Below are 18,662 nucleotides of genomic sequence, written 5' to 3'. Positions count from 1 at the left end.
GTGTCCGAAGCATCGGGATCCAAGACGGAAATGGACCCAATCACCGCGCCCTGAGCGTTTTCGGCGACCGAGGTGTTGCCTAGGTTGAGCTCTTGCGGCGCGTTGTTCCCGTTCTGCGAGTTAGTTGATGCTTCTGGGGGCGCATCCATATTGGGCAAGTCCTGCGTGTCTGGTCGAGCCGAAGGTTTGCTCGCATGCACAATTTCCAAGTTTTCAGTTGGTTGGGGCGAAGAAACTGCGGATCTGAACGTTTCGACCAAGCCGGAATTTTCGACGATCACAGGTTCCTCTGCCCTAGTGTTTTGAACAGCTGATCGGCTCGGCGCAGTCGTTGAAGAAAGGGTGCTGGCTACGGGATCAGCGATTGAGGCGCTGCCTGACTGGGGCTCGGGAACAGTGCGGGATGTCAGTTCTTCAGGGGCACCCTCACTCCGGTCGTTGCGTTCGAATACCCCCGAGAACTGCTGGCCCGTGTGTAACGTACTGCGCGTCGGATCTTGGCTGGATCCAACAACATTGCGGGAAAGGTGAGTGGCGATTTCCTGTTTTTCATCCATATCCGCCTGTGCGGACTTTGTGTGAAAATTCAGGTCGCTTTCCAGTTTACCCATGGCACAAATCCCCAAACTACAATTGATTCCTTGTACTTGGTAACACGCGAATTCCTAAAGCTGCGGGATAACTATTTAAATTTAAAAGCAATTCTTAGGAAATTCACGCCATCGGATTTACGGGTTCTAAACGTGAACCGGCCACTTCTGCTTAAAAGACCGAAGGGGTGAAAAGCATGATGGAACCGCGTGGATTTGCTGGGCGAATTTCGGCGCTTTATTTTGACATCCCGCTTTGGGTCGCCTCTTTGTCGATGAATATTCTGTCGTTGTTAATGCCAATTTCTATCCTGCTCATATTCGACAGAGTCATTCCATTTCAGTCCACCGAAACCTTACGCGTATTGACGGTAACGTTGGTGATCGGGGCAGGTATGGAACTGTTGCTGAGACATTGCCGTTCCGTCCTATTGACAACTTCGGCAGAGAGGGCAGCAGTCTGGAACTACCGTCGCTTTTTGACCAGGGTCCTCAGCGCCAATTCTTTGGCCTTTTCGCGTGAGCCTGCCAGCAACTATGCCGAACGTTATGCGGCCATCGGCCAGATGCGGGATTACCATTCGGGGCGGGGCCAAACACTTTCGATCGATCTGCCCTTTACGGCGTTATTTGCAGTTCTGATCGGATTGATAGGCGGGTGGTTGCTTTTGGTGCCGCTGGGCGCATTCTGCGTTGTGATCGCCTTTGCCGTGGTGATGAAGCGAGCGCAATGGGCTTTGTTTTCGCGGCGCAAGTCCCTGGACACACGGCGTTACGCGTTTTTGTCCGAGATCTTGTCCAACATGCCCACGATCAAGACAAACCGGATGGAGCCGCAAATGGCCCGCCGCTTTGAGTTGCTTGAAGACCAGACCGTCGACATCAGCAGAAAGTTGATCCAATTCGCGGGATTTGCACAAAGCTTTAGCGCCATTTTCTCTCAGATGGCTGTCGCCGCGATGGGGCTGTTGGGGGCTTACCTTGTGATCATAGATCTGATCGGCGTTGCTGAACTGGCTGCCTGTATGCTGTTGAATGGCCGGATTATTCAGCCTCTGACGAAACTCATGGCGATGTGGGTTCAGTCTGAAAATTCGGCCATCTCAAAAAACCGCCTGACGGAAATGGAGCAACTTAAAACCAACCAATGTTTCGAATCTTCGAAAGACCAAATGGGCCGGATCAGGGTTTCTGGGCTATCCATGCAACGGTCAACAGGAGAGGGGAAAATGTTCGCTCCGGTCAGCTTTCAGGTGGAACGAGGGTGTAGCGTGTTGATCGAGGCAGAGGAAAGCTGGATGGTCGAAACCTTGTTTGACGCAATGACGGGGCAACGTGAACCTGATGGCGGTGGCGTGTTCATTGACGAGTTCCCGGCTTCGCAGTTGGTAGGGTGGCGCGGCCAAGATGCGCTGGTTGCGCTTGAAGCCGAGCCCGCGATCCTGTCGGGAACACTGCTTGAAAACATCAGCGCTTTTGGTGATGCGGAAACTGTCGATCGTGCCAAGCAGGTTGCTGTCGCTCTCGGATTAGAGAAACGCATTCATCGTCTGCCCATGGGGTATGCAACCCGGCTTAACACTGGAACCGGGTTTGAATCCGACCCGGTGAACAGGCATCTCATTGCTTTGACACGGGCATTGGCGCTGCGTCCAAGGGTTCTGTTGATGAATGAACCAACCGCGGTTCTTGATACAACGGAACGCCAAGCCCTGGCAGACTACCTCCAGTCCGTTTCACCACGGCCCACGATCCTTATGGCAAGTCCAGACCCTCGGATGAAAAAGGCAACGGACAGGAGCATTCGCTTAAGTTCTTCAAATGCCCTGGATCTGGCGGCATGGGCATTGGATACCGATCTTGAACGCGCAGCGGCTGCAGCCTGGCACAAAGGTGCCGCGTGACCGTGATGAATACTCAGGTGGCAAGTGGGTTGCTGTATAAGCTGCTGTTGGCGCGTGGTTGGCGAAACAACGAAGACAGGCTGTTTGAAGCGTTTCCACACGTGTTGGACCAGCTGCGCCCGGATGATGTTTTTGAGACGCTGGAAAACCTCAAAGTTCCATTCACGCAGATCAGATGTCGTGAACGCGAAATCACGGATCAGGAATGCCCGGCGTTGATCATACCTGACAATGGCGCCTGCTACTTGGCATTGGCCCGGACCGGTCAAACACTGCAATTCAGCGATGATCAGAACCCGGATTTTAACCGCCTCAAACCCGGCCCTCGTTGGTGCACAGTCATTCGGATCGACCGGTTCACGCATCAAAGTGCAAACCCGTGGCACATGTCTGTTCGCTCGGCCTTTTCAGAGCTGGGTCCTATGTTGCCTTGGCTACTGGTCGCTTCACTTCTGTCCAACCTGTTGGGTCTGATGGCACCCTTGCTGATCATGGGGATTTACGAGCGGGTGATCCCGTCGGGCTCTTTCAGCTTGCTGGTGTCGCTGGCGATCGGTGTGTTGATTGTGGGTGCGTCAGACTTGTGCTTCCGTCATGCGCGCACTCGGGCACTGGCATATGTTGGCTGGCGCGGCGAGCGCCAATTGATGATTGCGCTGTTTCGTAAGCTGATGTCACTACCCCTGAGCCAGCTTCGGAAAACGGATTTAACCCAACAGCTGTCTCGCTTTCGCCAATTTGAGTCCTTGCGCGACGGGTTCACCGGGCAGGTCATGACGACCCTCCTGGATCTTCCTTTCGTAGTAATTTTCTTTGCGGTTCTTGCATATCTCGCACCGCAAGTTGCGCTTTTGACACTCGGATTGGCTGTTTTTCTGATCTGTCTCGGCGCCATTGTTATTCCACAACAAAAACGGCTGGACCAAAATTCGGCCGAGACCGCCGCTGCAAGCCAGTCGGCTGTTCAGGATGCGATTCTGCATCAGCGTGCCATTGCCAGTCTTGGCATGCAGATCCAATGGCTTGAACGCAGCATACCTCTTGCCGAGCGGGCAGAGGCTGCCGCCGGGCGCAGCCGTCAGTTTCAGGCGCTTGCGCAATCGCTTGCTCAATCTGTTACGGCACTCGCCACTACGGGGGCCATTATCTTGTGCGCGCATGGTGCGTTGCGTGGCGATATCAGTTTCGGTGCCTTGATCGCCTCGATTGCGTTGGTGTCCAAAATTATGGCGCCGATTCAGTCGCTGTATTCGAGTTTCCCCCAGCTACTTACTTTCCGAAACAGTCGAAATCAGGCGGATCGTGTCCTTGACCTTGGCGAGGAAATCGAGGTGGGGCTGGAACAAACGCACCAAAAAACACTGGGTGGCGCGATTGCGTTCTCCTCTGTCACTTACCGGCCGGACCCTTTGAATGCGCCCGTCCTTTCGCAGGTCAGTTTCAACTGCGAACCGGGCGAAGTCGTTTTGGTCATGGGCAGCGATGCAGCCGGTCGCACAGCGGTATTGGATCTGATCGACGGGCTCTATGCGCCTTTGGCGGGTACGGTTGAACATGACGGCGTCGACATTCGCCAGATCGCCCGGGACGAGTTACGTAAATCCATCACCTATGCGACCTACGACATATCCATGTTCTACGGCACTGTCGCACAGAATTTCAGATTGGCCTCGGCATCACTCAGGGATGACGAAATAGAAAGCGCGTTGGCTGATATGGACTTGCAGGATGACCAAGGCCTGCTGCCAAATGGCATCGACACGCGGTTGAGCGATGGTGACCTGGCACAGATACCGCAGGCTGCGCTAAAGTCGCTGGTCCTTGCACGTTGCATGGCGCGCCCGTCCTCCGTCTACCTGTTTTCCGAACCAACCAACGGCCTGTCGGATCATAGACGGGCGTGTTTCAGAAACTGGATCCGTGCTCAGCAAGGGTGCAGGACTGTGATCATAGCAACAGCTGACCGTTCATTTATGCAGTTTGCCGACCGATTTATTTTTCTGAATGGCGATAGGATCGTTGTGAACAGCACGGGTGACGCGGGTCGCAAAAAGCTTCAGGCCGTCTTAAAAACACTTGGGAGGGGATAGTGATTTCAGGTTCTCAAAAAGACCGTAAACCCGGTCCAATGGAGCGCGCCAAAAGGAGCCGTAGTCTTAGGCGGCCCCGGTTTGCCGCTTTCCTCTCGCTGACGGTCTCGGCCATGATTGGAAGTTTGGTGGTTCTGGCGGGACAAACCGCTGTTCCTCAGGTCACTCGCGCCCCGGGGACGATCTTGCCAGTCGGCGCTTATCCGCAAATCGAAACGATGCAGGGTGGCATTGTCCGCGCGGTTCATGTTCGCGATGGTCAGTTGGTCGAGGCAGGTGATTTGCTCGTCGAGCTGTATCACCCGGATCTGACGCAGGACAGAGATATCACGTCGGGTCAGCTTGTTGCGGTTCAGCGGGATCTGGCAGCGGCCTCGGCCATATTGACGGCGTTGGATCGTGGGGAGTTGCCCAACAGGTCGGAAATTGATGTGCTTAAGGGCAAGGGGTTGGTCGCCGCCGCCGCAAGGCTGGATTTATTTGCCGAAAGTCAACGCATTCAGCGTGCTTCGATCCAACAACAAGAAGGAACTCTGCGCATTCTCAGCCAAGCCACGCGGTTCGCTCAGGACCGTGTCCGAAAGAAAGAGGAAATCCTGGAGAGATACGCGCAGTTGCGCGCGCAAGGCCTTAAATCCCTAAGCGATTTCCTTGAGGAAGAGGATGAAGTGGACGCGGTTCGCGCCGCTGCTTCGGACGCTCGCGTCCGCCTTGCCGAAGCCCGGAGCGCATTGATGCTCGCCCGAGCGGCGAAGGCTGAAGAAACACTGGCCTTGCGGGATGAGGTGCTATCCCGATGGGCCGAACTTGAACAACAACGCATAGAGCTGGATGTTTCGCTGGATGCTGTAAACGCAAAACTTGCGGCCATGCGCATATCTGCCCCGGCACGCGGAATTGTTCAGGCGGTGACTTATCCTAACCCCGGCGAAGTAATCGCGCCGGGCGAGGTGATCTTTGAGATATTACCGACCCGGCAAGCCCTGGTAGTTGAAGCACGTATTGCAAATTCCGAGGTGGGACATATCGAGGTCGATCAACCGGTTTCAGTAAGCATCGACACATTTGATGCGCGGCGTTTCGGCAAGGTCGACGGACGCCTGCAGTCAATCTACCCTGTGCCGCTGACGGATGAGCACACCGGAGAAACATTTTTCCGCGCTTCGTTTGAGCTGGCCGAGGCCAACGTCGGCACGGGTCCGTGGCAGCGTCCGCTTCAGGCCGGGATGACCGTTGTCGCGGAAATGACCACTGGCGAACAGACGCTGCTTTCTTATCTGTTGAAGCCGGTGCAGCTGACCATGGAACGCGCATTCAGCGAGCGGTAGCGTTCGGCAAAAACGTCAGCGGGCCACCGGCTCGGCAGCGATGTTGGATTCATTCTCGCCGTCTGGAGTGTTCAGTACAACAAATTGAGCATGAGCAGGGAAACAACAAGGAACAGAATAGTCATGACCCCGCCGGACCGTACGAAGTCCATGACCTTGTACCCTGCAGGACCCATAATCAGAGCGTTTACCTGATGGGTCGGGATAATGAAGCTGTTCGACGTTGAAATGGCAACTGTCAGGGCAAACACCGCTGGATTTCCGCCAGCCGCCACAGCAATGGAAACGGCCAATGGTACCAGCAGGACCGTGGCCCCGACATTGGACATTACCAACGAAAATGCCGTGGCTAAAATCGCAACGCCGGCCTGAAGGGACCATATCGGCCAGCCATCCAAAATGATCATGATTTGTTGTGCAATCCACGCGGCCGTGCCGGTGTTCTGTACCGCCTGGCCCAAAGGAATAAGGCAGGCGAGCAGGAAGACGGTGTTCCACCCAACGGCGCGGTAAGCTTCATCAACACTCAACACACGTGTCAACATCATCCCCGCAGCGCCCGTCAGCAGACAAAGCGATAGGCGAATGTCGGTGAACAAGATCATCGACAACGAAATGGCAAAAAACGCCAGCGCCCAGCCGACCTTTTGCGGGCGCAACTCGTCTTGGGGGAAATCGGTGGTAACGACCACAAAATCGGGATCGCGCTTGATCCGCATAAGGTTGTCCCACCTCGTATGGGCGACAAGCATGTCGCCTGCATGAAACTCCTCAAGTCCGATTTGTGTGGACTCGTGCGTGTCCGATTCAACATGGCTCAGCGTTTCCTCGCCGCGGTGAATGGCAAGCAACGACATGCCATATGTCTTGCGGAACAAAAGCTCGCGGGGGCACTTCCCGATCAACTTGCTGTCGGGTGTTACGACTACCTCGGCAATTCCTGCGTTGGTCGGCGCGAACTCTTCGACAAAGATGTCCAACTCTGGCAGGACGGTCAGCCCGTATTTCTGGGCGAACTCCTCTACGACCCAGCGCCGACCGATGATCGCCAACCGGCAAGGCGCAGCAATTTCGGCTGTCAGGACCTGAACCATCGAGGTCTTGCCCCGATAGAATGTCGAAATGATGTACAGGTGGTTTTCGTGGTTAATATCAGCCAATATCTGCCCGACAAGCGGGCTTTCGGCCGGCACAATGACTTCGAAAACATCCGCTTTCAGGCCATAGACGCGCTGCAGATATTCCTGAGTTCCCTGTCCGGTTCCGGTGTTGTCGGACCCTTCATCAGCTGGTAGAACCCAGCGCCCCAACAGCAGGAAATAGGCAATGCCGGTAAGGATCAGAACGACTCCGATCGGTGTGACCGAGAACAGGCCAAACTGCGCCATTTTCTGACCTTCGGGCAGACCTTTATTGGCTGTCTGGATCAGGTCGTTCAGCAAAATAAGAGGCGACGACCCGACCATCGTCATTGTTCCGCCCAGGATGGCGCAGAACCCCATGGGCATCAGCAGTCGCGACAGCGGAATACCTGACCGAGAGGAAATTCGGCTGACGACCGGAAGAAACAGCGCAGCGGCCCCGACGTTCTGCATGAACGAGGAAATGACGCCGACGGTGCCAGAAATGATCGGTAGCACGCGTTTTTCGGACGTACCGCCATACTTCAGAATAATGGCGGCAACCTTGTTCATTATGCCGGTCTTGTCCAGGCCCGCGCCGACGATCATGACGGCGATAATGGAAATCACTGCATTGGATGCAAATCCATCAAACAAATTCGGAACATTTGCGAGGTTCTCGAGCCCGGGCAAATAACTGAGAAGGCCGATAATGACCAAGACGAGAATGGCGGAAAGGTCAATTCTGACGATTTCAGATACAAAGAGAAATACGGTGAAGGCAAGAAGGGCGCAAACCACGCCCATCTCAAAATTAAAGGCCACCTGTTCCACAAACGCCACCAGGAAATTGTTCTTATACTAAAGGAAACAACTAACCGATCATTGCGGTGATGTCATGATATTTCAAGGTATCCGTCGATTGCGAAACTATATTACCGCCACGGCAATGAAGCCGTGCCCCCGAGGGTGCAAGTACAGCTACCTGACAGCGCCATCTGGCTTTTGCCGTCGTGTCTCTCGACATGGTCTGATTCAACCGCGCCCACGGTAAGGCGGAACTCCTTGATCCGGGATCCAGACACCTTCGGGCGTTGGGCCAGTTTGCCAGAACACGTCTATCGGAATGCCTCCGCGTGGATACCAGTAACCTCCAATGCGCAACCATCGGGGTTCCAAAAACTCCTGCAGGCGACGGGCAATAGAGATGGTGCAGTCCTCGTGAAAGGCACCATGATTGCGGAACGACCCCAAGAACAGCTTCAGTGCCTTGCTTTCTACCAACCACTGATCGGGCACATAGTCGATCACCAAATGAGCAAAATCCGGCTGGCCCGTCATCGGGCAAAGCGAAGTGAATTCGGGTGCAGTAAAGCGTACGTTGTAGTCCACGTCGGCCTGCGGGTTTTGCACGCGTTCCAGAACGGCTTCTTCCGGGCTGGCGGGCATTTTGGTGTGGCCACCCAATTGGGTGAGGTTGCTGTAGATGCTTTCGGTCATGTTTTCTCTCCTGCGGTCACACGCCGCGTCTGTTGCCCCAGATCAGCACATGCAGCTGCGGCAGGATGCGGGGTGCAAACCACCCGGCATTCAGAGTTTTGTCGATCAGCCATTCCATACGGCCGGTGGCTTTGGTCAGGTCCACGGGGCTGGATGGGTCCGTGTCGGAGTTGCCGGGTTGAAGATAGAGCGGCAGGTCCGGATATCGGTCGGCAACACCGCGTGCCCAATTGAAATCCGTGTCGTCAAAGATCACTATTTTGAGGACAGTATGCGCAGGTCGCGCGGCAAGACAGGCCTCAAACGCGGTCCAGTTCATGTCTTCACCGCTGCTGGGCGGTTTCGGGCTGAGAACCAGCATGGCGAGGTCGGCAAACCACGGTTTGGCGATGGACCCTTGGGTTTCACATGCAAAGGAATACCCTTCTGCGACGCCCCGCCGGATCAGCGGGCCAAAATCCTGAATAGCAGGATTCCCGCCAGACAGGGATACGGTGAGGGGTCGCCCGCCAGACAAACGCTGGACCTCGGACCAGACGGCCTCGGTCTCCATCGCCATCCAATCGTGACGATGGGCGCTGTCGACCGCGTGCAGGCTGTCGCACCAGCTGCACCGGAAATCGCACCCGCCCGAACGTATAAAAACCGTGGGTTGACCGATCAGCGCGCCTTCGCCTTGTACAGTCGGGCCAAAGATTTCGGAAATCCTTAGGGTCATGGGCGATACTCGGCCCATGTCTTGGGCGTTTCTGACACTTTCACCGCAGTGGTTTCAGGCCAGCGAGAAAAGCACCAGTCAAAGAAATGCCGCGCGAGGTTTTCCGCTGTCGACACAACGTTCAACACATCATTCAGATGCTGATGATCAAACGCGTCGTCGATATAGGTCTTGAGCGGTTTCAGTTCGTGATAATCACGCACAAACCCGTCTGCGTTCAAATCGCGCCCGGCCAATTCAACCACAACGATATAGTTGTGCCCGTGCATCCGCGCGCACTGGTGATCATTGGGCAGATGAGTCAGCTGGTGTGAGGCGGAAAAGTGGAACTCCTTTGTGATCCGATACATCAGGTCTGTGCCTCCGCAATCGCCGATTTCCAGAATTCCGCGTCTTCGTATTGGGTTGGGTCTGGTACACCAGCTAGGTCGAACGCCTCGCGCCGTTCTACGCAGGTGCCGCAACGGCCACAGTGTATCTCGCCACCCTTATAACATGACCATGTCTGATCGAACGGAGTGCCCACACGTGCGCCTTCACTCACGATATCAGCCTTACTGCGGTGGACAAAAGGCACGTGCAACGTCACATCCGCATAACCGTCCAACGCTGCGCGCTGCATCGTATCGAAGGCATCGGTGAAACTGGGGCGACAATCGGGATAGATGAAGTGGTCACCGCCATGAACGGCCGCAGCAACGGCGTCGTCCCCCTGGGTTGCAGCCACGCCATAAGCAATGGTCAGCATGATCGCGTTGCGGTTCGGGACAACCGTGACCTTCATCGTTTCTTCCGCGTAGTGCCCGTCGGGCACGTCCACATCGTCCGTCAAAGCCGAACCCGTCAACGACGCCCCGACCGAACGCAGGTCGATGATGTGATGGGGAACGTTCAGCCTTGCTGCACAAGCCGCGGCGTAGGTCAGTTCTTTGGTGTGGCGCTGGCCATAGTCAAACGACACAAGCCGTGAGAGATTTTCGTCCGTGGCTAACACATGGGCAAGCGACACGGAATCCAGCCCGCCGGAGCAGACCAATGTAGTTTTCATGTTTTCAGTCCTTGTTTTGATAGCCGGGTAGGCTGCGACCGGCGGGCGGGACGCTTACGGTCTTTTGCCGACAAGCGCAATGCACGACTTGGTGCATCTCAAAACATGAGCGGTATTAGGGCTGGATCGCCAATTTCCGGCAAATCATCTTTCCGCAAAACGGGGCGGGCGAAGCCCAGACTGGAACCAGCTCACCAAGCTCAGAATCGAGTAAACCGGCAAACCCGTCGCTTGTTGAATATCCGCCGAATAGGGGCACATGTTGGTGCATTCCAGCACAATTGCGCCGAGGTCCGGGTTCTCGGACTGCAACGCAAGGGCGGCATCGACGTTGTCTGCACGGGCCTTGTCTACATCAAGGCTAAGTTCGTTCCCCAGGATTGCGCGGGTGAATTCGCGCCCGCCTTCGGTGGTGCCAATGGGTGTGCCGTCCGGAACCTGTGCACTTTGGAGATGATCGCGCGTCAACGTAGAGGAGGAAATGGTCAATATCCCGGCGCGTTTGCCGACGGGAAGTACCCGGTTCACCATTTCTACTTGCATCAATGAGGATGTTACGACCGGGACAGGCACCGCCTTCGACAGTTCTTTCTGAAATAAGGACAGAAACCCGCAATTGGTGGTGATGCCGTCTGCTCCATCCTTGACCAATTCACGCGCTGCATTGATGAACGCGTCCAACATGCCCTCAGCCCGGTGTCGAACCACCCGATCTGGTGAAGCATTTCGTACGATGCGATAGAGCACTGGAAATGGCCAAGTCAGCGCATTTCCCATATCGCCCGGGATTCGCGGGAATTGGGCGTCCAGCATAAGAATGCCGACCGACGCACCATAAATGGATTTGCCACCTTCAGCGATCATCCGTGCGCCTCCTCGATGATGCGGGCCGAGATATTCTCGGACCCTTCCATGTAGATATTGGATATTCCGTGGCGCACGGCGTCCTGCACCTGATCCATGCGCTTTGAGATATGCGCGCCCAAGACATGTGCGGCCGAATCTGCGTCTCGATCCAGCAGGGCCTGCATGACCCGTTTATGTTCATCTTTCGAACGTTGAACCCGATCCAAGCTCATAGAAACCCAGCGGATGTATCGGATGCGCTCATTGATCCGGGTTAAGGTCTGCACCAGTTCATTGTTGCCCGACAGTTTGGCGATGCCCAGATGAAATGCCTCGTCCCTGTTGACGGCTTCTTCGACGGTCAGGCCGGTGATGTCTATGCCGGTCGTGTAAAGCTCATCACGAAGTGATTGAAGGTCTGCGTCTGACGCCTTTTCGCAGGCACTGCGCGCGGCTGCGGATTCGATGATTTGGCGCAGTTCAAACAGGTCGAACACACTTTGCGCGTCCAGCGGGCGACAGAAAAACCCCTGACCAGGGCGAAAATCAAACAGGCGTTCGGCCACCAATCGGTTCAGGGCCTCGCGCAGAGGTGTACGGCTGACGCCTAATTCCTTCGACAGCGCCACTTCGTTCAACCGATCACCCGGTCGAAGGCGAAACGAGACGGCCATCGCCTTTACCTGGTCATAGATGTCGTCAACGCGTGGACCCGTCATAAGTACCGCCTTTTTCTGTTAGCCAAGGCGTGCCACAGGTCGTTCTTGAAATCAATATACAAAACTGTATACAGTTCTGTGTGCAGAGAATGATCAAGAGGAACCCAGCCATGACAGGGACGAATTATCTGACAGGAGCCGAAGCAATGGTGCGCATGCTGGAAGCGCACGGCGTTAAGCACATGTTCGGCCTGTGTGGGGATACGACGCTGCCTTTCTATGACGCGCTGGCGCGGATGGATCATGGCATTCAGCACATTCTAACCCGGGACGAACGTCACGCTGCTTATATGGCGGATGGATACGCGCGCGTGACGGGCAAGCCGGGCGTCTGCGAAGGCCCGTCCGGCGGCGGGGCTACCTACATACTGCCGGGCGTGATTGAGGCCAGCGAAAGTTCGGTTCCCATTCTGGCGATCACTTCTGATGTGGCGACGACAAGTCGGGGAAAGTACCCTTTAACCGAGTTGGATCAGGCTGCCTTGTTCAAGCCGCTGTCAAAATGGAATGCGTCATTGGATGATGCCTCGCGTTTGCCTGCAATGGTGCGCGCAGCGTTTCGGGCCATGACGACAGGAACGCCGGGCGCCACACATCTGGCGCTGCCCTTTGACACGCAGAAAGGGCCGGTGGACGAGGCTGAGATTTGGGCTGATGCACGCCATCGCAGCTATCCGGCAGAACGGGCCGGGCCGGATCTGGACGCCATCGAAGCGGCCGCCGACATCCTGACCAAAGCCAAATCAGCAGTCATCGTTTGCGGCGGCGGACCGGTTCTTTCCAGAGCCGAAAAGGTATTGCACCGTGTTGCCGCCCTGCTGGATATTCCGGTCGCGACAACAGTCTCGGGACAGGGATCAATTGCCGAGACCGACCCGCTAGCCTTGGGGGTAGTTGGGTCTAACGGCGGTGTTCCGGCCACGCGCGCCGTTGTGGATCAGGCAGATGTCGTTGTTTTTGTCGGATGCCGCGCGGGATCTGTCACGACTGAACGCTGGCGCAGCCCCGCGCCGGATACCACGATTATACATATCGACAGCGATCCGATGGTGATCGGTGCGAATTATCAGACTGATGTCGCCATCTGTGCGGATGCCCGTTTGGCACTTGAGGCGTTGGCGCGGTCGCTCGAGGCGCGGACCGATCTGCCGGGATTTGGTGGTGCAGCTCAATCCCGTGCCGCTTGGGATACCAAGCTGGCCGCGTTTACTCCGCTTGCGGCCAGTCAGGAAACCCCGATCCGGCCCGAGGCTGTGATGGCATCGCTGATGGATATTCTTGATGACGACGCGATTGTCGTTGCCGATCCGGGCACCCCGTGCCCGTACTTCAGCGCCCACTACCGTTGGCGCAAGCCGGGGCGGCATTTCATTACTAACCGGGCACATGGCGCGCTGGGATATTCGCTGGGAGCCGCGATGGGGGCGCATGTGGGTCGGCCGTCGGTCAAGACGCTGTCTGTCATGGGGGATGGATCGTTCGGCTTCACCTGTGGCGAGTTTGAAACGATGGTTCGGCACAAGATGCCCATTACCTGCATCGTATTCTCGAACTCGGTCTTTGGCTGGATTAAAGCCGGGCAGGATGCGGGATTTGGTCAGCGTTATTACAACGTGGACTTCAACCGAACTGATCACGCTGCCGTTGCTTCAGCATTTGGCGTCAAATCCTGGACAGTGAAGGACCCGGACGACCTGCGCCGTGTATTGAAGCTGGCGGTTGAACACGACGGCCCGACTCTGGTCGATATCCACTCACAACCGCTTCACGAAGCGGCTGCACCGGTCTCGGAATGGGTGGCGTAAGACGCGATTGACGGAGTCAGCTGGGCCAAGAATTCCTGCGCAATCGTCGACAAAGGGCGCCCCTTTGCGGTGATAATCGCAAGGTCCAGCGTGACGGCAGGTTTGAAAGGGCGGGTTTGATACCCGCTCTCTCCATCGAAGGTGACGGTGAACGGGTCGATCATCGCCACGCCCATGCCCTGTTTGACAAAGCTCAGCAGGTTCTCAGACAAATGTGTATGAATTCGCGTTTGCCATGTCCGTCCGGCGGATTGAAAAATGTCGCGAGTCCGACGGTGGGTTTGATGCTCGGGACCCATGACAATAAAAGGTTCCTCTTCCAATAACTCCGGTGTCAGAACGTCATGATCGGCCAGATGACTTCCCTCAGGGAACGTGGCCATCGTTTCAAATTGGAAGACCTGATAATTCAGCGTGTCGTGCAGAATTGGCATCTCGACGATACCGATCTCGAACAGGCCAGAGATAACCCACTCCTGAATTTTCGAGGAATACTGGGACTGAAAACTGACGGATAAATTGGGGCGTGAATTGGCAAAGCGCGCAATCTCTCGCGGCATGAAACCGAACGACAATAGATGGGGCGCGGCAACCTGCAACTGCCCGGGGTGCTTGTTCTGAAGATCTGACACGGCCTGCGCGACGTGATCCAGCCCGCGGACCACTGTATCGACCTCTCGATACAAAAGCTCGGCCTCAGGCGTCGGCAAAAGGCGCCCTTTGTTGCGTTCGAACAGGGGCAACCGAGCCTCTCGTTCCAACTGTGCCAACAGATTGCTGATGCCTGGTTGGGAGATTCCCAATACTGATGCGGCCCCCGTAACAGTGCCGGTTTCCATGATGGCGTGGAACGCCTGCAACTGACGAAAGCGCAGAGACACGGTTTACCCTATCATTTCTTATGATGGATTTATGAAAACATAGTATTTGAAATGATATATCGGTCAAGGCAGGCTTCCACCCATCGCTGGGGAGGACGAATGGGCGATCTGTCACAAAAAATCATCGGCTATGACCTGTGGCATCTTGAACTGCCTGTCACATCCCGCCGGGACCACGGTATTGGATCTGTCGAAGGTGTGTGCGAGGTCGTTGTCCTGCGCCTGACATCCGAGGATGGCAGCCAGGGATACGGCGAAGCCTCACCCTGGTCCGTATTCACCGGAACGCCAGAGGCGACATACGCCGCCCTGAATCGCTACCTCCGTCCGTTGGTGGTGGGGGCCAAGGTTGCCGACAGGGCTGCGATCATGGCGCAGGCTGCATATGCGGTGGCGCATTGCACCGAGGCCAAGGCGGCGTTGGAAGCAGCATTGCTTGACTTGACGGGTAGGATCAGCGGCGTTCCGGTCTGGGCCTTGTTGGGAGGGAAATGCCGCGACTCGATCCCGCTAAGCTGCTCTATCGCTAACCCCGATTTTGCGCAGGATATAGATCTTCTGGCCCGTTTGCAGGACGACGGTGTACGGATCGTGAAGTTGAAGACTGGGTTCAAGGATCATGCTTTTGATATCATGCGCCTTGAGTATTTGGCGCAGCATTACCCAGAGTTCTCGGTGCGCGTGGACTATAATCAGGGTCTGTCGATCGAAGACGCACCGGCGCAGGTGCGGGACGTGGCGCAGTTTGATCCGGATTTCATCGAACAACCGGTGCGTGCGCATCACTACGGCATGATGATGAAGCTGCGGCAAGCGACGGATGTGCCGCTGCTGGCTGATGAAAGCGTCTTTGGCCCCGAGGATATGGAACGGGCTGCAAGCGAAGGGATTTGCGACGGTGTTTCGGTGAAAATTATGAAATCCGGTGGATTGACGCGCGCGCAAACAGTCGCTCGCATGGCCGCTGCACATGGTCTCAGCGCGTATGGCGGAGATATGTTCGAGGCTGGTCTGGCACATCTTGCAGGCACTCACATGATCGCCGCCACACCGGAAATTACACTGGGCTGCGAATTTTATCAGGTCTCTTACTTCCTGAGCGAAGATATTCTTGAGGAGCCTTTTAAGGTGGAACAGGGTCAGGTTGTTGTCCCCGACACACCAGGTCTTGGAGGGAAGCCGGACGAGGCAAAGTTGAACCACTATGCTGTTTCCAAATCGGTAGCGGCATGAACGGGACCAAGACCATAGCCATTATCGGTGGCGGTATCGTTGGTGTCTCGACCGCCGTTTGGCTGCAACGTGACGGCCATCATGTCATCCTGATCGACAAGGCAGGACCCGGCGAGGGCACCTCGCATGGCAATGGCGGCGTGTTAGCCTCATGCTCGATTATCCCCGTCACGGTGCCAGGGCTGCTGAAGAAAGCACCCAAAATGCTATTTGATCCGTCGCAGCCTTTGTTTATGAAATGGGGCTATGTGCCCAAGCTGTTGCCATGGTTGACGCGCTATCTGAAACACGCGAACGCAGGGGACGTTGAACGTATTGCCGCAGCGCTGACCCCCATCGTTGGAGACAGCCTGAATGACCATCGTGCGCTGGCTCAGGGAACGGCGGCCGAGAAATGGATTGTGCCTTCCGACTATCTTTTCCTTTATGAAAACCGCCAACATTTCGAAGGCGACGCGTTTGGTTGGGATGTGCGACGTAGGCATGGGTTTCAATGGGAGGAATTGGAGGGTGACGCGTTCCACACCTATGACCCGATCTTCAGTAAGGATATCGGGTTTGCTGCAAAACTCGCCGGTCACGGGCATATTACCGATCCCGGACAGTACGTGAAAGACCTTGCCGCGCATGTCGAGACTAACGGTGGCCAGGTTATCCGCGCGGCTGTTGAGGATGTCGTACACGAGAACGGCAAAGTCTCTGGCGTTCGGGCGGCCGGTGAAACCATCCCCTGTGACACCGCCATAGTCACTGCGGGGGTCTGGTCAGGGCCTTTGGCTAGCAAATTGGGCGTTTCTGTTCCTCTGGAGACAGAACGTGGTTATCATCTTGAATTAGTGGAACCTTCCGCGATGCCGAAGAGTCCGGTTATGGTTGCATCAGGCAAGTTCGTCGCCACGCCGATGGATGGCCGAATCCGGCTGGCTGGAATTGTCGAGTTTGGCGGGCTGGACGCACCGCCTTCGCGGGCACCGTTCGAACTGATGCGCAAGAACGCCCGCGCGTCCTTTCCGGGCGTGACATGGAAAGACGAGGTGGAATGGATGGGGCACCGTCCCGCACCTGCGGACTCGATCCCGATCATCGGCGAGGTGCCGGGGGTAGACGGGGCGTATATGGGATTTGGCCACCATCATATCGGCCTTACAGGCGGACCGAAAACTGGGCGTCTGCTGGCGCATATGATTGCGGGAAGGACGCCCAACGCGAATATGGGCGTCTATGCGCCGTCTCGCTACGCGACTTAGGAAATACCCGGCAAATCAAGCCGGCATCTGAAAATGAAACAGGGAGAAAAAGATGAAGAAATTGACAAGCCTTCTGGCGGCAACCGCTTTGACAGCCGCAGCGACTGCACCGGCGATGGCCGAGAAATGGGATATGCCCATGGCGTATTCGGCATCGAACTTCCACTCGGCCACGGGTGCGGAATTTGCCAAATGCGTGACCACAGGCACTGGGGGCGAGATTGAAATCGTTACTCATCCGTCCGGGTCGCTGTTCAAAGGTGCCGACATCAAGCGTGCCATTCAGACCGGTCAAGCACCGATTGGCGAGCGTCTGCTGTCTGGCCACCAGAATGAAAATGCACTGTTTGGGTTCGACTCCATCCCGTTCCTTGCAACCTCGTTTGATGACAGCGCTAAGCTTTGGGAAGCAGCAAAACCGTCAATCGAAAAGCTGCTGGCCGAACAGAACCTGACGTTGCTTTACGCCGTGCCATGGCCGCCGCAGGGCTTGTACTTCAAGAACGAAGTAAACTCGGTCGCGGATATGGAGGGCATCAAATTCCGGTCCTACAACAATGCCACGTCTCGCCTGGCGGAGCTTACCGGCATGCTGCCCGTGACAATCGAAGCGGCTGAAATCAGTCAGGCTTTTGCTACCGGCGTTGCGGACTCGATGGTTTCATCCGGTTCGACTGGCTATGACCGCAAGGTTTGGGAAAGTCTAAACTATTTCTACGAAGTGGATGCCTGGCTGCCGCGTAATTACGTCATGGTCAACTCAGACATCTGGGCTGGCGTTTCTGATGCCAACAAGAACGTCATTAAGGGTTGTGCGGAATTGGCGGAATATGCCGGCAATTGGCGCGCCAAGGAATACACCGGCTTTACTCTGCAAGGTCTGCGTGATGGCGGAATGACAGTCGGTCCAGCGTCCGAGCAGATGACCAATGAGTTGAAAGAGATCGGTGTCACCATGACCAATGAGTGGCTTGAGGCCGCAGGCGACGAGGGCAAAGCCATCGTCGATGCGTTCAATTCATCTCAGTAAATGTCATTGGACGGGCGGTGGTTCATCCTGCCGCCCGTTTCACATCCAATAAACAAAGCGGGGACGGCATGGCGGCACTACGAGGGCTCAGGTCCGTACTGGATTTAGTATATCAGGCAGCAGGGGTTCTGGCAGCGCTTAGCCTGATTGCCATTTTGGTTCTGATCGTTGTTCAAATGCTGGCCCGCTGGACCGGTGAGGTTTTCCCAGGCGCGCCCGATTATGCGGGCTATGCTATGGCCACCGCGTCCTTTCTGGCCTTTGCCAATGCGCTGAACCGAGGCAGCCACATTCGTGTGTCGATCTTGCTGAATGCGGTTCCCCACCGGTTTCGCCGCATCCTTGAAATATGGTGCTTTACTGTTGGTGCGGCGGTTATGTGGTACTTTTGCTGGTATGCCTATCGCTTTGTCTACTGGAGTTGGAAATTCAACGATGTCAGCCAGGGACAGGACAAAACCGCGCTTTGGATTCCGCAGTCAACGATGCTTATCGGCGCTGTCATTCTTGCAATCGCCCTGACCGATCATCTGATCCACGTCGTATTTAAGGGCGATCACCGCATCGTCCGTGATCTGGCCGATCAGAGCCACGGAGAGTGA

At 55.9% G+C, this 18,662-nt stretch carries 17 protein-coding genes; 8 read left to right on the top strand and 9 right to left on the bottom strand.

From position 1 onward, the window contains the following. On the bottom strand, positions 1 to 557 hold a 557-nt coding region (locus GOW16_RS21100; protein WP_170419344.1), incomplete at its 3' end, for a hypothetical protein. A gap of 230 nt (positions 558 to 787) precedes the next feature. Here GOW16_RS21100 and GOW16_RS21095 point away from each other — a divergent pair. The 3 genes from GOW16_RS21095 to GOW16_RS21085 are packed head-to-tail and all read left to right on the top strand — an operon-like array spanning position 788 to position 5,912. Then, positions 788 to 2,494 carry an ABC transporter transmembrane domain-containing protein gene (locus tag GOW16_RS21095; protein WP_170419342.1) on the top strand — a complete coding sequence of 569 codons (1,707 nt, stop codon included), beginning with the start codon at positions 788 to 790 and terminating at the stop codon, positions 2,492 to 2,494. 5 nt (positions 2,495 to 2,499) lie between these two features. After that, positions 2,500 to 4,584, top strand: a complete 2,085-nt coding sequence (locus GOW16_RS21090) for a peptidase domain-containing ABC transporter (RefSeq protein WP_170419340.1) — start codon at positions 2,500 to 2,502, stop codon at positions 4,582 to 4,584. A gap of 38 nt (positions 4,585 to 4,622) precedes the next feature. Beyond that, positions 4,623 to 5,912: an HlyD family type I secretion periplasmic adaptor subunit gene (locus GOW16_RS21085; RefSeq protein WP_302478107.1), complete on the top strand. Its 1,290-nt coding sequence runs from the start codon at positions 4,623 to 4,625 to the stop codon at positions 5,910 to 5,912. Positions 5,913 to 5,983: 71 nt separating this feature from the next. Here the strand turns inward: GOW16_RS21085 and GOW16_RS21080 are convergent, their stop codons facing one another. From GOW16_RS21080 to GOW16_RS21050, 7 genes are all read right to left on the bottom strand, one after another. Then, the gene (locus GOW16_RS21080) at positions 5,984 to 7,840 is read right to left on the bottom strand and encodes an SLC13 family permease (protein WP_170419350.1); all 1,857 of its coding nucleotides are present in this window, start codon (positions 7,838 to 7,840) and stop codon (positions 5,984 to 5,986) included. 228 nt (positions 7,841 to 8,068) lie between these two features. After that, positions 8,069 to 8,533: a preQ(1) synthase gene (gene queF / locus GOW16_RS21075; protein WP_170419336.1), complete on the bottom strand. Its 465-nt coding sequence runs from the start codon at positions 8,531 to 8,533 to the stop codon at positions 8,069 to 8,071. Positions 8,534 to 8,549: 16 nt separating this feature from the next. Continuing rightward, positions 8,550 to 9,251, bottom strand: coding sequence for a 7-carboxy-7-deazaguanine synthase QueE (gene queE, locus GOW16_RS21070; protein WP_170419334.1), 702 nt, complete (start codon positions 9,249 to 9,251; stop codon positions 8,550 to 8,552). Further along, entirely contained in the window at positions 9,248 to 9,601 is a 354-nt protein-coding gene (queD, locus tag GOW16_RS21065; RefSeq protein WP_170419332.1) for a 6-carboxytetrahydropterin synthase QueD, read from the bottom strand. The genes queE and queD overlap by 4 nt, the downstream gene beginning before the upstream one ends. After that, positions 9,601 to 10,299 (bottom strand): 7-cyano-7-deazaguanine synthase QueC, encoded by a 699-nt coding sequence (gene queC, locus GOW16_RS21060; protein WP_170419330.1) that lies wholly within the window; start codon positions 10,297 to 10,299, stop codon positions 9,601 to 9,603. The genes queD and queC overlap by 1 nt, the downstream gene beginning before the upstream one ends. A gap of 144 nt (positions 10,300 to 10,443) precedes the next feature. Beyond that, positions 10,444 to 11,163, bottom strand: a complete 720-nt coding sequence (locus tag GOW16_RS21055; RefSeq protein ID WP_170419328.1) for an aspartate/glutamate racemase family protein — start codon at positions 11,161 to 11,163, stop codon at positions 10,444 to 10,446. Next, a complete protein-coding gene (locus GOW16_RS21050; RefSeq protein WP_170419326.1) occupies positions 11,160 to 11,864 on the bottom strand; it encodes a GntR family transcriptional regulator in 705 nt (234 codons plus the stop codon). Before GOW16_RS21050 ends, GOW16_RS21055 begins: the two co-directional genes overlap by 4 nt. Before the next feature lie 110 nt (positions 11,865 to 11,974). Here GOW16_RS21050 and GOW16_RS21045 point away from each other — a divergent pair, with 110 nt between their 5' ends. Continuing rightward, entirely contained in the window at positions 11,975 to 13,669 is a 1,695-nt protein-coding gene (locus GOW16_RS21045) for a thiamine pyrophosphate-binding protein (protein WP_170419324.1), read from the top strand. Here the strand turns inward: GOW16_RS21045 and GOW16_RS21040 are convergent. Next, entirely contained in the window at positions 13,630 to 14,550 is a 921-nt protein-coding gene (locus GOW16_RS21040) for a LysR family transcriptional regulator (protein ID WP_170419322.1), read from the bottom strand. The genes GOW16_RS21045 and GOW16_RS21040 overlap by 40 nt on opposite strands. A gap of 99 nt (positions 14,551 to 14,649) precedes the next feature. On the opposite strand from GOW16_RS21040, the gene GOW16_RS21035 reads away from it, so the two are divergent. From GOW16_RS21035 to GOW16_RS21020, 4 genes are all read left to right on the top strand, one after another. After that, a complete protein-coding gene (locus GOW16_RS21035) occupies positions 14,650 to 15,783 on the top strand; it encodes an enolase C-terminal domain-like protein (RefSeq protein WP_170419320.1) in 1,134 nt (377 codons plus the stop codon). Then, positions 15,780 to 17,030: an NAD(P)/FAD-dependent oxidoreductase gene (locus GOW16_RS21030; protein WP_170419318.1), complete on the top strand. Its 1,251-nt coding sequence runs from the start codon at positions 15,780 to 15,782 to the stop codon at positions 17,028 to 17,030. Before GOW16_RS21035 ends, GOW16_RS21030 begins: the two co-directional genes overlap by 4 nt. A gap of 52 nt (positions 17,031 to 17,082) precedes the next feature. Then, positions 17,083 to 18,060, top strand: coding sequence for a TRAP transporter substrate-binding protein (locus tag GOW16_RS21025; RefSeq protein WP_170419316.1), 978 nt, complete (start codon positions 17,083 to 17,085; stop codon positions 18,058 to 18,060). A gap of 68 nt (positions 18,061 to 18,128) precedes the next feature. Next, a complete protein-coding gene (locus tag GOW16_RS21020) occupies positions 18,129 to 18,662 on the top strand; it encodes a TRAP transporter small permease (RefSeq protein ID WP_170419314.1) in 534 nt (177 codons plus the stop codon).

This window comes from Ruegeria atlantica (assembly GCF_013033965.1).
GTDB classification, from domain to species: domain Bacteria; phylum Pseudomonadota; class Alphaproteobacteria; order Rhodobacterales; family Rhodobacteraceae; genus Ruegeria; species Ruegeria atlantica_D.
This window is presented reverse-complemented; position numbering and strand designations above follow the sequence as displayed.